At 72.3% G+C, this 12,864-nt stretch carries 9 protein-coding genes; 5 read left to right on the top strand and 4 right to left on the bottom strand.

Annotated features, from left to right (window positions below; genetic code table 11):
• The first annotated feature begins 1 nt into the window (after position 1).
• The 5 genes from AB0H32_RS16045 (at position 2) to AB0H32_RS16065 (ending at position 7,675) form a co-directional block, all read left to right on the top strand.
• On the top strand, positions 2–3,985 hold the full coding sequence (locus AB0H32_RS16045; protein ID WP_361119891.1) for an amino acid adenylation domain-containing protein: 3,984 nt from the start codon (positions 2–4) through the stop codon (positions 3,983–3,985).
• A complete protein-coding gene (locus AB0H32_RS16050) occupies positions 3,982–4,200 on the top strand; it encodes an MbtH family protein (RefSeq protein ID WP_361119894.1) in 219 nt (72 codons plus the stop codon). Before AB0H32_RS16045 ends, AB0H32_RS16050 begins: the two co-directional genes overlap by 4 nt.
• Positions 4,193–5,206, top strand: a complete 1,014-nt coding sequence (locus AB0H32_RS16055) for a methyltransferase (protein WP_361119897.1) — start codon at positions 4,193–4,195, stop codon at positions 5,204–5,206. The genes AB0H32_RS16050 and AB0H32_RS16055 overlap by 8 nt, the downstream gene beginning before the upstream one ends.
• 94 nt (positions 5,207–5,300) lie before the next feature.
• Positions 5,301–6,368 (top strand): 4-hydroxyphenylpyruvate dioxygenase, encoded by a 1,068-nt coding sequence (gene hppD, locus AB0H32_RS16060; protein WP_361119901.1) that lies wholly within the window; start codon positions 5,301–5,303, stop codon positions 6,366–6,368.
• Complete coding sequence (locus AB0H32_RS16065) at positions 6,365–7,675, top strand: PLP-dependent aminotransferase family protein (RefSeq protein WP_361119904.1); 1,311 nt, start codon at positions 6,365–6,367, stop codon at positions 7,673–7,675. Before hppD ends, AB0H32_RS16065 begins: the two co-directional genes overlap by 4 nt.
• A gap of 109 nt (positions 7,676–7,784) precedes the next feature.
• Here the strand turns inward: AB0H32_RS16065 and AB0H32_RS16070 are convergent, their stop codons facing one another.
• From AB0H32_RS16070 to AB0H32_RS16085, 4 genes are read right to left on the bottom strand one after another with little or no spacing between them, the layout of a single operon-like run.
• Entirely contained in the window at positions 7,785–8,291 is a 507-nt protein-coding gene (locus tag AB0H32_RS16070; protein WP_361119907.1) for a flavin reductase family protein, read from the bottom strand.
• A 9-nt stretch (positions 8,292–8,300) separates the two neighbouring features.
• Positions 8,301–9,947 (bottom strand): tryptophan 7-halogenase, encoded by a 1,647-nt coding sequence (locus tag AB0H32_RS16075; RefSeq protein WP_361119910.1) that lies wholly within the window; start codon positions 9,945–9,947, stop codon positions 8,301–8,303.
• Positions 9,944–11,374: an FAD-dependent monooxygenase gene (locus tag AB0H32_RS16080; RefSeq protein ID WP_361119912.1), complete on the bottom strand. Its 1,431-nt coding sequence runs from the start codon at positions 11,372–11,374 to the stop codon at positions 9,944–9,946. The genes AB0H32_RS16075 and AB0H32_RS16080 overlap by 4 nt, the downstream gene beginning before the upstream one ends.
• On the bottom strand, positions 11,371–12,774 hold the full coding sequence (locus AB0H32_RS16085; RefSeq protein WP_361119915.1) for a cation:proton antiporter: 1,404 nt from the start codon (positions 12,772–12,774) through the stop codon (positions 11,371–11,373). The genes AB0H32_RS16080 and AB0H32_RS16085 overlap by 4 nt, the downstream gene beginning before the upstream one ends.
• Positions 12,775–12,864: the final 90 nt, after the last annotated feature.

A 12,864-nucleotide genomic window follows, 5' to 3' on the forward strand; every position in this document is an offset into this window, starting at 1 on the left:
CATGCGCGGATCACAGACCGGAACAGGTACCGCGGCGCGCTCCGGGTCACGGATCGAGGACGTCCTCCCGCTGACCCCGCTGCAGGAAGGGCTGCTCTTCCACGCCCTGTTCGACCCGTCCGGGACGGAGGTCTACAACGTCCAGCTGACGCTCACCCTGAGCGGGGGCGTCGACGCCGGCCGGCTGCGCGGCGCGGTCGAGGCCCTGCTGCGCCGGCACCCGAACCTGCGTGGCTCCTTCCGCTTCGGCAAGTCCGGCGTGCCCGCGCAGGTGGTGCCGCGCGCGGTCTCCGTGCCGTGGACCGAGACGGACCTGCGCGAGGCCGGCGAGGACGCGTACGACCGGCTGCTCACCGCGGACCGGGTGCGCCCGTTCGACCCCGCCAAGGGGCCGCTGCTGCGCTGCACGCTGGTGCGCACCGGCGAGCGGGAACACCGTCTTGTCCTGACGCACCACCACATCCTGCTGGACGGTTGGTCGCTGGCGATCGCGGTGCGCGAGCTGTTCGCCCTCTACACCGGCCGGCAGCTCCCGCCCGCGCCGCCCTACCGGGACTATCTGGCCTGGCTGGCCGACCGGGACGCGGCCGCCGCCGAACACGCATGGCGGCAGGCGCTGGAGGGACTTGCCGCCGGGACGTTCATGGCCCCGCCCGACCCGGCCCGCGGGGCGGTGCTTCCGGAGGCCGCCGAATGCCTGCTGCCCACCGACGTCACCACCGACCTGGCGGCGCTCGCCCGGCGCAACGGCACGACGCTCAACACGGTCGTGCAGTGCGCCTGGGGCACCCTGCTGCGGCACGCCACCGGCCAGGACGACGTCGTCTTCGGCGCGATCGTCGCCGGCCGGCCGCCCGAGATTCCCGCGGCGGACCAGATGGTCGGGCTGTTCATCAACGCCCTGCCGGTCCGTATCCGGTTCAACCCGGCGGAGCCCCTGTCGGCCCTGCTGGCGCGCGTGCAGCGGGAGCAGGCGGCACTCACCGGCCACCAGCACCGTTCGCTCGCCGAGGTGACCCGCTGGTCCGGCCTCGACCGACTGTTCGACACACTGGTTGTCTTCGAGAGCTACCCGGTCGACCGGGACGGCCTGAAGGCCGGCGCCGACGACATGCTGGCGACGTCGATGAGCGTCGAGGACGCCACCCACTACCCGCTGACCCTGGTGGTGGTGCCCGGCGAACGGCTGCGGCTGCGCATCGCCCATCGCGCCGACCTCTTCCCGGCGGACACGGCTCGTGACCTGGTGGCCCGGCTCGGACAGGTGCTCACCCGGTTCGCCGCCGCCGCGGACGCGCCGGTCTCCGCCGTACGGCTGCTCGACCCCGCCGAGGAACGGCGCGTCGTCCACGACTGGAACGACACCGGCCACGCCGTGCCGAACCTGTGCCTGCCCCGGCTGTTCGAGGACCAGGCGGCCCGCTCGGCCGCCCGCACGGCGGTCGTCTTCGAGGGCGAGCAGGTGACGTACGGCGAACTCAACGCCCGCGCCAACCGGCTGGCCCGCCGCCTGGTGGATCACGGCGTCGGCCCCGAGCGGCTGGTGGGGCTCGCCCTGCCCCGCTCCGTCGAACTCGTCGTCGCCGTCCTTGCCGTGCTCAAGGCGGGCGGCGCCTACCTGCCGCTGGACCCGGGCCAGCCGGCGGAGCGGCTGCGCCTCATGACCGAGGAGTCCGCCCCGGACGTCGTCCTCACCCTCGACGGCACCACCGAGCTGCCCGGCGGGTTCCCCCGGATCGCCCTGCGCGCCGAGCCGTCCGGTACGCCGGACCCGGGCGCCGGCGACGACCTCGGCGATCGCGGGCTGCGTCCCGGGCACCCGGCGTATGTGCTGTACACCTCCGGATCGACGGGCCGGCCCAAGGGCGTCGTCGTCCCGCACGAGGGCATCGTCAACCGGCTCGCCTGGATGCAGGACGCGTACCGTCTGACCCCCGAGGACCGGGTGCTCCAGAAGACCCCGGCCGGCTTCGACGTCTCCGTCTGGGAGTTCCTCTGGCCGCTGCTCCAGGGCGCCACCCTGGTGGTGGCCCGCCCCGACGGCCACCGTGACCCCGCCTACCTCGCCGCGCTGATCGCCGCCGAACGTGTCACCACCGTCCACTTCGTGCCGTCGATGCTGCGGACCTTCCTCGACGAGCCCGCCGCAGCCGCCTGCACCAGCCTGACCCGGGTGATCTGCAGCGGCGAGGCCCTGCCCGCCGAGCTGGCCGCCCGCTGCCTGGCCACCCTGGACGCCGGCCTGCACAACCTGTACGGACCTACCGAGGCATCCGTCGACGTCACCGCCTGGCGGTGCGACGGAGGCGACACGGTGCCCATCGGCCGGCCGGTGTGGAACACGCGCACCTACGTCCTGGACAGCGCGCTGCGGCCGGTGCCGATCGGCGTCACCGGTGAGCTGTACCTCGGGGGCCGCCAGCTGGCTCGCGGCTACCTCGCCCAGCCCGGCCGCACGGCCGAGCGGTTCGTCGCCGACCCCTACGGCCCGCCCGGCGCCCGCCTGTACCGCACCGGCGACCTGGCCCGGCTGCGCCACGACGGGGCGCTGGAGTACGCGGGCCGCACCGACGACCAGGTGAAACTGCGCGGACAGCGGATCGAACCGGGCGAGGTGGCCGCCGTACTGGAACGCCACCCCGCCGTACGCCACGCGGAGGTCGTGCTGCGCGAGAACCGGCTCGTCGGCTACGTCGTACCCGCTCCGGGCGAGGACACCGACCCGCAGGCCCTGCGCAAGCACACCGCCGCACATCTGCCCGACGCCATGGTCCCGTCGGCCGTCGTCGTGCTCGACCGGCTCCCGCTCACCCCGAACGGCAAGCTCGACCGGCGGGCGCTTCCCGCGCCCGCGCCGCCCAGCACCGACCCGGCCGGCGCCCCGCGTTCGCCCCGGGAGGAGGTGCTGTGCGGGCTCTTCGCCGACATCCTCGGCCTGGACCGGATCGGTGTCCACGACGACTTCTTCGATCTGGGCGGCCACTCGCTGCTCGCGGCCCGGCTGATCGGACGGGTGCGGGAGGTGCTCGGTGTGGAGACGGGCATCCGTACGCTGTTCACCGCGCCCACCGTCGCCGCCTTCGCCGAGCGCCTCGGCGAGGCACCCGGCGGCGGACTCGACGTCGTGCTGCCGTTGCGTCCGACGGGCCGGCGCGCACCGCTGTTCTGCGTGCACCCGGCCGCCGGACTCGGCTGGTGCTACAGCGGTCTGCTGCGCCATCTCGGCCGGGAACACCCGGTGTACGCCCTGCAGTCCCGCGGCCTGGACGGAGCGTCCGGCACCCCCGTACCCGGCGCCACGCTGGAGGACATCGCGGACGACTACGCCGCACAGATCCGCCAGGTGCAGCCGCACGGCCCGGTCCATCTGCTCGGCTGGTCCTTCGGCGGTGTGCTCGCCCACCGGCTCGCCACCCGGCTGCAGTCCCGGGGAGAGGAGGTCGCCCTGCTCGCGATCCTCGACGCCTACCCGCGCTTCGACGGAGCGCGCGACTACACCCCGGACACGCACGCCGTCCTGACCGGCCTGTTGCACTACGCCGGGCACACCTGGGACCGTACCGAGCCGCTGACCGTGCCCGCCGCCCGCGCCGTGCTGGAGCGCGGCGGCAGCGCGCTGGCCACCCTCGACGAGCGCCAACTGGCCTTGGCCGTCGAGGTGTTCCGGCGCAACTTCCTCGCGCAGCAGAACTTCGCCCCGGAGGTGTTCGACGGCGACCTGCTGTTCGTCGCCGCCACCGGCGGACGTGGCGCGGACTGGCCGACCGCCGGCGACTGGCAGCCGTACGTCACCGGCGCCATCCGCCGCCACCAGGTCGACGTCGACCACGGCCTGATGCTGACCGACCCGGGAGCGTTGGCCGCCATCGGCCGCTGCGTCTCCGACCGGCTGCGCGACCTCGCGCACCGCGCCCGCGCCCACCCCACCCCGAACCTCACCGAGAACCCGGCCCAGAATCCGACAGGAAAGGAAACGGAACGATGACCAACCCGTTCGAGGACAACGACGCCAGCTACCTCGTGCTCGTCAACGAGGAGGGCCAGCACTCGCTGTGGCCGGCCTTCGCCGATGTGCCCGCCGGCTGGAGCGTCGCGCACGACAAGGACTCGCGCCAGGCGTGCCTCGACTACATCGACGCCCACTGGACCGACCTGCGCCCGCGCAGCCTGGTCCGCGCCATGGAGGACGCGAGTGCCTGAGCCGGCGCCGCAGCCCGCACTGCTGCTCGACGACTATCTCGGCCTGATCGACGACAGCTGCGTGGCGATCCTCCCGCACGTCCTGCGCATCGCCGCCGAACTCGGCGTGGCCGACGTCCTCGCCGACGGCCCGCGTGCCGCCGACGGGATCGCCGACGCCGTCGGCGCCCACCCCGATGCCCTCCACCGGCTGCTGCGCGCTCTGGCCTCCGTCGGCGTGCTCACCGAGGAAGGCGCCGGCGTCTTCCGGCTCACCCCGGCCGGGCACCGGCTGCGCGCCGGGGTCGAGGGCAGCGTCCGTACGTCGCTGCTGAACGTGGAGAGCCAGCGCGCCTGGCTGCAGGGCATCGACACGTTCCGCTCCGGCAGGTCGGTCTTCGACGACCAGCACGGCGGCTTCTTCGCTCACAAGGACGCCGACGGCGCCTCCGACCAGGCGTTCCTGCAACGGATGAGGGAGCGGGCCGCGCGGCTGTATCCGCGGTTCGCCACCGACACCGACTGGAGCGAGTGCGGCACGGTGATGGACCTCGGCGGCGGGGACGGCTACCAGCTCGACGCGATCCTGCGCCGCGCACCGCAGCTGCGGGGCGTGCTGTTCGACCGGCCCGCCGTGGTGGCGAGCGTCCGCGCCGCCGGCACCTTCGACGGACGGGACTGCGAGCTGGCGGCCGGCGACTTCTTCGAACGCGTCCCGGAAGGCGCCGACACCCATCTGATCTGCAGCGTGCTGCACGACTGGACCGACGAACAGTGCGTGTCGATCCTGAGGGCCTCGCGCGCCGCGCTCGAACCCGGCGGCCGACTGATGATCGTCGAGATGCTGGTGCCCGAGGACGGTTCGTGGCACCCGAGCAAGTGGAGCGACATCGGGATGATGGTGCTCACCGGCGGCCGGGAGCGTACGGCCCGGGAGTTCGAGGCGCTGCTCGCCGAGGCGGGCTACACCCTCTCCGCCGTGCGTGCCGTGCCGGACTCCGCCTTCTCCGTGCTGGAGGCGAAGTAGCGGCGCGGTGACTTCCCTCGCCCTGTCGCTGTGCGGCTCGCGAAGAGCCGCGTACGCCTCAAAGAACTCGTAAGTCTCTAACAAAAGGATTCCGATGCAGTCACCGACCGACGTGACGGAGCACGCCACCGACGTCACACTCAACCACCTCGAGTTCTATGCCCCCGACGCCGACGAGGCCGTGGCCGAACTGGTGGAGCGCTACGGCTTCGTGGTGCGGGGTGACAGGGCGCTGCCCGGCGGGGGACGCACGGTCGCCGTGGGCGTGAACGACATCGCCGCCTTGGTCACCGAGGGCCCGCACACCCGGGAGTTCACCGAGCGGCACGGATTCGGCGTGGCGGACATCGCGCTGCGCACCGCCGACGCGGCCGGTGCCCACCGGGCGGCGGTGGCGGCCGGCGCCCGTTCCACACAGGCCCCGGCCGACGCCGGCGGAGCGACGCTCGCGGCCGTCGCCGCCTTCGGCGACGTGGTGCACACCCTGGTGCAACCGCCCGTCGGCACCGAGGGGATGTGGCTGCCGGGGTTCGGCGCACTCACCCCGCAGCCGGCCTCGTCCACCTGCCTGGAGCGGGTCGACCACTTCGCCGTCTGCCTGGATGCCGGTGACCTCGGCCCCACCGTGGAGCGTTACGAGCGCACCCTCGGCTTCCGGATGACCTTCGCGGAGCGCATCGCGGTGGGCACCCAGGCGATGGACTCCAAGGTGGTGCAGAGCCCGTCCGGTGACGTCACCCTCACCCTGATCGAGCCGGACACCGGCGCCGACGCCGGGCAGATAGACCGCTTCCTGCGGGACAACGGCGGGGCCGGCGTCCAGCACGTGGCGTTCTCCACCCACAACATCGTCCGCTCCGTCGCCGTCCTCGGCGAGCGCGGCGTCGGCTTCCTGGACACCCCGGACACCTACTACGACCGGCTCACCGAGCGCCTCACGCCGGCCCGGCACCCGGTCGCCGAACTCCAGGATCTCGACATCCTGGTCGACGAGGACCACGACGGTCAGCTGTACCAGATCTTCACCCGCTCCACGCACCCGAGCGGCACGCTGTTCTACGAGGTCATCGAGCGCTTCGGCGCCCGCAACTTCGGCAGCGGCAACATCAGGGCGCTCTACGAGGCGGTGGAGGAAGCCTCGCTCACCGGGCAGAACCGATGAGCGAGGCCGCGGCCGCCCCGGTCCGCTCCGCCCTGCTGCGGGCCGGGGAACTGCATCCCGCGCTGGCCGAGCCGGTGCTGGAGTCGATGAACTTCCTCAACGAGGTGTCGCACCGCTACCCCGACGCCATCTCGCTGGCTGCCGGCCGGCCGCACGAGGACCTCTTCGACGCACGCGCGCCGGAGCGGTACCTCGCCGCGTACCGGCACCACCTCGCCGCCGACCGCGGGTTCACCCCCGATCAGGTGCGCAGGACCCTGTTCCAGTACGGGCGTACCAAGGGCGTCATCCACGACCTGGTCGCCCGGATGCTTCACGTCGACGAGGGGATCGACGTGGACCCGGAGTCCGTGGTGGTCACTGTCGGCTGCCAGGAGGCGATGGTGCTGACCCTGCGGGCGCTGCGCGCGGACCCGCGGGACGTGCTGCTCGCCGTCGCCCCGACCTATGTGGGCCTGACCGGGGCGGCCGCCCTGGTCGACATGCCCGTGGTGCCGGTACCCGGAGGCACGGACGGAGTCGACCTCGACGCGCTCGCCCGTACGGTGACCCGGCTGCGCGCCGAGGGGCGGCGCCCGCGCGCCTGCTATGTCATGCCGGACTTCGCCAACCCGTCCGGGCTGAGCATGGACCTCACCACCCGGCACGCCCTGCTGGACGCGGCGGCGGCGCTCGACCTGCTGCTTCTGGAGGACAACCCTTACGGGCTGTTCCACGGCGGGGAGCACCTGCCGACCCTGAAGGCACTCGACACCGGCCGCCGGGTGGTCTACTTCGGTTCGTTCGCCAAGACGTGCCTGCCCGGCGCCCGCGTCGGCTATGTCGTGGCCGACACCCCGGTCGAGGCCGCCGACGGCGGCCTGGGCCTGTTCGCCGACGAACTCGCCAAGATCAAGGGCATGCTCACGGTGAACACATCCCCGGTCGCGCAGGCCGTCGTCGGCGGGCACCTGGTGACCCACGGGTGCAGCCTGGTCGCCGCCAACACCGCGGAACGCGCGGTGTACCAGCGCAATCTCCACCATCTGCTCGACGGACTGGCGGCACGCTTCCCCGCCGGCGGCGCAGTGCGCTGGAACACCCCGGGCGGCGGCTTCTTCGTCGTGATGGACGTGCCGTTCGTCGCGGACGATGCGGCGCTGGAGCACTCCGCCGAGGAGCACGGCGTGCTCTGGGTACCGATGCGGCACTTCTACGACCATCCGGACGCCGACCGGCGGCTGCGCCTGTCGTGCAGCGCCGTCGGTCCGGCCGAGATCGATGAGGCCCTGGACCGCCTGGCGGCGTTCGTCGCGTCCCGCCGCTGATCCGGCCGGCACAGGGCGTCCCACGACAGAAGGTGGGGGTGTCGGCGAAGTTCCCTTCGCCGGCACCCCCACCTTCTGTCTCCTGTGTCCGTTTCCGGACCGTCTGCCCCTAGTCCCCGGGCCAGACCGAGTACTGCCGCCTGCCGTACAGGAGCGGTACGTCGTCGGCGTGGTCCACGGCCGCCACCTCGCCGAACAGCATGGTGTGGTCGCCGATCTCCAGCGTCCGGGTCAGCCTGCACTCCGCCACGGCGAACGCGTCCCGGTGCAGCCACGGCAGGCCCAGCCGGGGGGTCGGCCGCCAGGGCACCACGGCGAACCGGTCGACGGGCGAGGCGAACACCGATGCCGCCTCACGGGCCCGGGCATGCAGCAGGTTCACCGCGAACCGCTGGTTGCCCAGGATCGCCGCCAGCACCTTGCTGGTGGACATCAGACACACCTGCAGAGTCGGCGGCTGCACGGTCACGCTCGACAGGGAAGAACAGGTCAGGCCGTACGGTGTCCCGTCGTCGCCGGTCGTGGTGACGACCACGACTCCGGTTGGGAACCCGCCCATCAGCGTGCGGTATTCGGAGGCGTCCACATACCTCGGATCGCTGTCCACGGTGGTCATCGGCCGCCCCTACGCCGGCCGTCGTCCGGCGACGAGGCCCTTCAGCGACTCCTTCACCGGGCCGAGATACAGATCGCGCACGTCATCCGGTGCCTCGGTGAGGGCCCACTTCAGCAGCGAGACCATCCGCCCGGGCGTGGGCCGCAGGAAGCGGTGCTCGATGTCGGCGAAACCGAACGGCTTCGGGACGAAGTCGGCCGAGGACAGCCGGCGGAAGAGATGCCGGGCCGCCTCGTCGCCGGTCACCTCGCCCCGCTCGTAGCGCGAGGTCTGCTCGACGACCGCGTCCAGCAGCTCGAGGTAGCGGGCGTCGGGCCACCACAGGCCGGGATAGTCGTTGTCCTCCAGGGCCGCCAGGTGTTCCGGGTCGCCCGTGCGCCGGAACCGCATCATGGCGGCCTGCAGCCGGTTGGCGCTGAACACGGTGCCCAGCGTCCAGGCCCGGAACACCGCGCTGAACAGCGGATAGTGGCCGAAGGAGATGAACGAGGCGTTCACCAGGGCGTCGTTGTAGTCGAGAAGTCCCTGCTCCACCCGCTCCACGTACTCGAAGCGCTCCTCGGTGAAGTCGTCCTCGCGCAGCGCCCCCAGCAGCCGGTGGGCCAGGACGTTCACCACGTTCGCGGTGTTGGAGATGCCCCGTGAGTACAGCGGGTCGATGAAGCCCGCCGCGTGCGACATCAGGCACCAGCGGGCCCCCACCGAGCGGGTCGCGGAGTACTGCAGCCGCTCGGTGGACACCCACTCCCGCACCGAGACGGCGTTCTCGAACTGCCGCTTCACCGCCGGGAACCGCGAGGCCAGCTCGAAGAACTCCTGCTCGGGCGTGAGGTCCCGGTTCTTCGGGTACTTGCGCTCGTCCAGGGTCACCCCCACGCTGACCAGCGGGTTGCGGGACGCGGGGTTGTTGTCGAACGGGATGACCCAGAACCAGCCGCGGTCGAAGGTGTGGTGCATCGTGCCGTCGTACCAGCGCGTCGGCGGGCACTGGTCGCCGGTGTGGCCCAGCACCTCGTCCTGCCGCACGTTGATCATGTGGCTGAACAGCGACCGGGAGTGGTGCTTGAGCCGGGACGGCTCCTCGCGCAGCCCCAGTTTCGCGGCGAGCGGCGAGCGGAAGCCGCTCGCGTCCACCAGGTAGCGACCGGTGATCCGGCTCCCGTCGGTGCCCACCACGGCGACGTGGTCGTCCTCGATCTCCACGTCGGAGACCAGGTGGTTCAGCTTGGGCACACAGCCGTGGCGGACCGCGGCGTGGAACAGGTGGGTGTCGGTGTCCTGCCGGAACAGGTGACTGGTCTTGTACACCCCGCCGCCCGTGCTCAGCTGGACGGCCTCACGCCAATCCGGCTCCTCGCCCTCGCGGTGCAGCAGGAAGCCGAAGTGGTCCTTCACCCCGAACGAGGTGTTGACCTGTTCCATGAGGAACTTGGTGTTCGTCAGCGTCGCGATCTCGGGCACGTCGTACCGCTCGGCGATCATCCGGAGCGTGACAAGCGTCTCGGGGATCGTCGACTCGCCGACCGCGAACTTCGGGTGCGAGCCCGCGTCCACGAGCAGGACCGACGCGCCGTGCCGGGCGAGGATCGCGCCGAGCATGGAGCCGGCGATCCCGGCTCCCAGCACGATGACGTCATGGTCGGTCGTGGCGTTCACAGGCGGCCTCGCACTAGGTCGGGGGTGGCGGCCAGCAGCAGCCGCTGGATCTCGGGGGAGGGGCTGGTCCGGGCCGCCGCACGCAGCCGGCCCACGGCGGTGATGCCGCGGCCCGGTTCGCGCAACGCGGTCATACCCGACCGGAACGCAGGCGGGGTCATCTCTCGCAGCGTCTCCAGGTCGTCGTCGGGCACGAGACCCTCGTACGCCAGCGCCGGGCCGTCGGAACCGGGCAGGGACACGACCGCGTCCCGCAGCCGCAGCGTCGCGTAGAAACCGGCCAGCTCCCAGCGCTCGACGAACCGGTCCAGACGTGCCGGGTCGGCGCAGGCTCCGAGGAAGTCGGCGACCGTCCTGGTGTGCGCCGAGCGCAGGCGTTCGTCGAGCGCGGCCACCTCGGCGAAGCAGGTGCCGCGCAGGTCGTCCGCGGCGAGGGCCTTGATCAGCCGCCACGCCAGCGCGTTCACCACCTGCAACTCGTGGACCAGCTCGCCGGCGAGGAACGGATCGGTGAAACCGGCGCTCGCGCCGAGCGCGAACCAGCGGTCCCCCGCACGCTGCTCGCGGACGTACTGCTGCACCCCGGTGGAGTACCAGGGCTGCACCGCCGCGATCCGGGCCGGCCGCAGCCCGGGCACCCGCTCCAGCAGGGCCCGGAACTCCCGCTCCGGATCCTCGCCCCCTTCGAAGCGGTCGGCGTCCACCGTGAAGCGCACGCCGGTCACGGGATTGACCCCGCCGCCGGTGAACGGGGTGACCGTCAGCCAGCCGCCGTCGAACAGGTGGTGCGTGGTCCCGTCCGAGGCGGGCAGGCCCGTCTCGATCAGATGGGTGTGCACCGTACGCGTCCGCGGTCCGTCCGCCGCGGCCCCCTCGCGCACCTCGGCGCCGAGCGCGGCCAGCGCGGCCGAGTCGCGGCCGCTCGTGTCCACCAGGAAGCGGGCCGAGAACGTCTCGCCGCGCGCCGTCGTCACCAGCACCCGGTCCGCGGTCACCTCGGCCTTGACGAACTTGGCCTGCTGGCGGACCCGGGCGCCGTGCAGCGCGGCGGTGTGGAAGAGGTATGCGTCGACGTCCTGCCGGTACAGCAGGGCCCCGGCCGCGGAGCGCGGCAGCGCCGTCCGGCGCTCGCGCCCGCCCTGGGCGAAGCCGATCGAGCGTTCCACCCCGACGCGTCGGCTCACCTGCTCGCGGGCGGTGTCGTACGTGGCGAGGTGGGCGAACTCCGGGACGTCGTACCGGGCGGAGAGCAGCCTCAGCAGCCAGGACAGAAAGGGGGTGGACGTCTCGCCCTGCCGGTAGCGCGGGTGGGTGTCCTCGCCGACGACGAGGACGTCCGAGCCGGCCCGGGCCAGCACCGCGGCGAGCACCGAGGCACCGGGGCCGGAGCCGAGGACGAGAACGTCGTGGTGGGATGTGACGCTCATGTCGTCCCCTCACTGCTGGTCAACAACGGGGCCTCCGTGGTGTTGCGGGTGGATTCGGAACGGCTGCGGTCCAGCCGCAGCCTGCGCAGAAGTGGTCCGGTCGTGGCCGTGGTCACCAGGGCCATGCACGTGAGCATCGAGAACAGCTGCTGGGACAGGACGCCGAGGGTCAGCCCGAGCTGAAGCACGATCAGCTCCGTCACGCCACGGCAGTTCATCATCAGGCCGAGCGCCGCCGCGTCCTGCCGGTTGCGGCCCAGCAGACGGGCGAACAGTGCCACTGTGCCGAACTTGGCCACGGAGGCGAGGAGCACGATCAGCGCGAGCACCCCCCAGTCCCGGGGACCGCCCACCGCGGGCAGGTCGAGCTTCAGCCCGACCACGGCGAAGAAGACGGGCAGCATCACCCAGCTGGTCAGACCCTCCACCCGGTCCGCGATCCGCTGGATCGCCACCGAGTTGCGGGGCATCACCACGCCTGCCAGGAACGCCCCGAAGATGGCGTGCGCGCCGATGCTGTCCGTGAGCCAGGCCGAGATCAGTGTGGTGGTCAGCACGGCTGCCGCCACCAGAGGCTGCCCCGCCCCCTCGAAGCGGGGCGCGACGCGGGTGAGGGCCGGCCGGACCACCAGGAACATGACGGCCGCGTAGACCACGATCAGCACGCACGTGAGCACGGCGGGCGTGGTCGAGGCACTGGTGGCCACCGCCGTCACGGCGGCGAGCAGACACCAGGCGATGACGTCGCCGATCCCGGCCGTGGCCATGCCGAGGGTGCCGAGCGGGGTGTGGGTCAGCCGCTGTTCGCCGAGGACCCGCGCCAGCACGGGGAACGCGGTGATCGCGAAGGCGACACCCACGAACATGACCAGCGCCAGCCGGGAGGCGCCGGCGGGCCGGTACGAGTCGAGCAGCATCGCGGCGAGCGCCGCACCGCACAGGAAGGGCACCGCCGTGCTGGCCTGCGCGAGCGCCGCAGCCACCGGGCCGCTGCGGCGCAGCAGGTCCAAGGGCAGCTCCAGGCCGACGAGGAACATGAACAGCACCACACCCAGCTGGGCGAGGGTGTCCAGGGACGGCAGGATCGAGGCAGGGAAAACGGCCCGCTGCACGTCCGGCAGGAAGAAGCCGAGGACGGACGGGCCGAGAACGATGCCGGCGACGATCTCACCGACCACCGCGGGCTGGCCCAGCCGTTTGAGGGCGGCTCCCACCAGCCGGACCACCACCATGATGACGGCCAGCGCCGGCAGCAGCCGGGACGGGGTCGACGTGGCGGCGGAGTGGCCTGAGTGCCGGGGTTCGGCCAGCCCGGACAGCAGCACGAGCGCCAGGGCGAGTGGTGCCACGACGAGCAGGAGATAGCCGAGCAGACGACGTGCTCTGTTTCTGTTCGTCACCAAAGAGGGGTCCTTAAGGGTTCGTGTCCCAAGGGGTCCCAAGGGGAAGGAGAAGGGGACATGTGCAGGGCCCGCTCGCCGTGCGCGCCG

Origin of the sequence: Streptomyces sp. NPDC020362, assembly GCF_040642095.1 — a bacterium.
Lineage (GTDB): Bacteria > Actinomycetota > Actinomycetes > Streptomycetales > Streptomycetaceae > Streptomyces.

Bases quoted from the DNA above. Each gene is read 5' to 3' on its own strand.
- AB0H32_RS16080 (WP_361119912.1), bottom strand. From the start codon at position 11,374: ATGAGCGTCACATCCCACCACGACGTTCTCGTCCTCGGCTCCGGCCCC.
- AB0H32_RS16050 (WP_361119894.1), top strand. From the start codon at position 3,982: ATGACCAACCCGTTCGAGGACAACGACGCCAGCTACCTCGTGCTCGTC.
- AB0H32_RS16070 (WP_361119907.1), bottom strand. From the start codon at position 8,291: ATGACCACCGTGGACAGCGATCCGAGGTATGTGGACGCCTCCGAATAC.
- hppD (WP_361119901.1), top strand. From the start codon at position 5,301: ATGCAGTCACCGACCGACGTGACGGAGCACGCCACCGACGTCACACTC.
- AB0H32_RS16065 (WP_361119904.1), top strand. From the start codon at position 6,365: ATGAGCGAGGCCGCGGCCGCCCCGGTCCGCTCCGCCCTGCTGCGGGCC.
- AB0H32_RS16045 (WP_361119891.1), top strand. From the start codon at position 2: ATGCGCGGATCACAGACCGGAACAGGTACCGCGGCGCGCTCCGGGTCA.